Below are 1,853 nucleotides of genomic sequence, written 5' to 3' on the forward strand. Positions count from 1 at the left end.
ACCTGACCGCGCATCGCTTGCCACCGGGCGATCGCGTCTGCTGCATCTGCTGGCTTGCCGTAAATCTCGCCGTTGAGCGCCAAGACAGAATCGCACCCTAAAACCAAGGCGGGCAGGTGAGCCGTTTGCCAGCTCGTGTCTGCGGCTACAACTTCTGCCTTTCGCAGCGCCAGTGTTCGCACCAGCACATCCGGATCAGCGCTCTGGATCTGATCTTCATCAAAGGCGCTAGGACGCACGATCGGATCGATGCCAGAGCTTTGCAGCAGTCGTCGTCGTGCAGGAGAGGCGGAAGCAAGAACAAATTGGGGAAGACCCATTGCACTTAAGGGGATGACAGATACGCATTCAGCCGCAAGCGTTCCTGGCTGGATAACTGCTACAAGGCAGTCCATAAAGCGCTTTGCCGAATGCTTGTATCTTACAAGTGAACATGCCTCTTCGCCCTCACCGAGTCTGTACATAAATTCTGCATAGGAATTCTGTACAGGAATGATGTCGCTCATTTAACTGACTTGTCGAGTCGCTAACCGCTCATGCCCATCCCTCAAACTCTTTCCCCGCAGCAAATCCCGCACGCTAGATTGGGGTAGCTATTGTTACGAGTGAAGCTTCTATGACGCGATCGCTTATCCGTCGCTGGTTTGTGCCCCTGTTAGTTAGCTTGCTGGTGGGGTTGTACTGCGTTGTGTCGCCCGCGGTGCCAACCAAATCGTCCCAAGTCGAAGTGTTTGAGCAGGCTTGGCAAACGGTGAAGGATAATTTCTACGATCCAAAATTCAATGGCGTCGATTGGCAGGCAGTCCGGCAGAAGTACCAACCACAGGCGGCAAAGGCACAGTCTACCGCGGCGATCGCTCCCGTCATCAACGCGATGCTGAAAGAGCTGAACGCCTCTCATACATACTTCTACACGCAGGCAGACCCCGCCTACTACCAGCTATCTGCAATTTTTCGTCGTGGCATCGAAGAGAAGCAAAAGCCGTTTTTGCCGAACGGCAAACTGCAATACACGGGCATTGGTGCGTTTACCAAAGACATCAGCGGCAAGACGTTTGTAACGGGAGTGTTGGAAGGCTCTGCTGCCGCAAAGGCTGGACTCGTCGTCGGAGACCAACTGCTGAGCGCAGACAACCAGCCGTTCCAGCCGATCACCTCGTTTGCTAACAAAGCTGGACAGCGCGTGAATCTTCAGGTTCAGCGCACCGCAAATCCTGCTAGCGTGCAGACGATCGCGGTGACGCCGCAAGTGCTCGACCCTGCCGCAATGTTTCTGGACGCCATGAAGGCAAGCGCTCAGATCATCGAGCGAGATGGCAAGAAAATCGGCTACGTCCACATTTGGTCCTACGCGGATCAGGCATACCAGGACCAACTCGAACGAGAACTCACGGAAGGTCGGCTGAAAAACGTGGATAGCCTGATTTGGGATCTGCGCGATGGCTGGGGTGGTGCCAGCCCAGATTATCTCAGCCTGTTTACCGCCTCAGTTCCCAGCGTCATTATGACGGGGCGCGACGGCAAACCCTATCGCTACGATTCTCAGTGGAAGAAACCTGTGGTGATGCTGGTGAACCAAGGATCGCGCAGCGGCAAAGAGATTCTCGCCTACGGCTTCCGCAAATTCCGTGTCGGGTCGATCGTTGGCAGCACGACTGCCGGAGCCGTCCTTGCAGGTCGCGCCTACATTATGAATGACGGTAGCCTGCTTTATGTGGCAGTTGCCGATGTGCAGGTAGACGGCGATCGCTTAGAAGGTAAAGGCGTTACGCCCGATGTCGAGGTGCAACGGACGATCGAGTACGCCCAAGGCGCTGACCCCCAAAAAGACCGCGCTATCCAAGTCGCCCTGG

2 protein-coding genes are annotated in these 1,853 nt (G+C 55.5%); one reads left to right on the forward strand and one right to left on the reverse strand.

What is annotated here, in order from left to right:
- On the reverse strand, positions 1–320 hold a 320-nt coding region (locus H6F43_RS00850), incomplete at its 3' end, for a Maf family protein (protein ID WP_190340139.1).
- A 296-nt stretch (positions 321–616) separates the two neighbouring features.
- On the opposite strand from H6F43_RS00850, the gene H6F43_RS00855 reads away from it, so the two are divergent.
- On the forward strand, positions 617–1,853 hold a 1,237-nt coding region (locus H6F43_RS00855; RefSeq protein ID WP_190340140.1), incomplete at its 3' end, for a S41 family peptidase.

The sequence above is a fragment of the Leptolyngbya sp. FACHB-36 genome, from assembly GCF_014695955.1.
Taxonomy (GTDB): domain Bacteria; phylum Cyanobacteriota; class Cyanobacteriia; order Leptolyngbyales; family Leptolyngbyaceae; genus FACHB-36.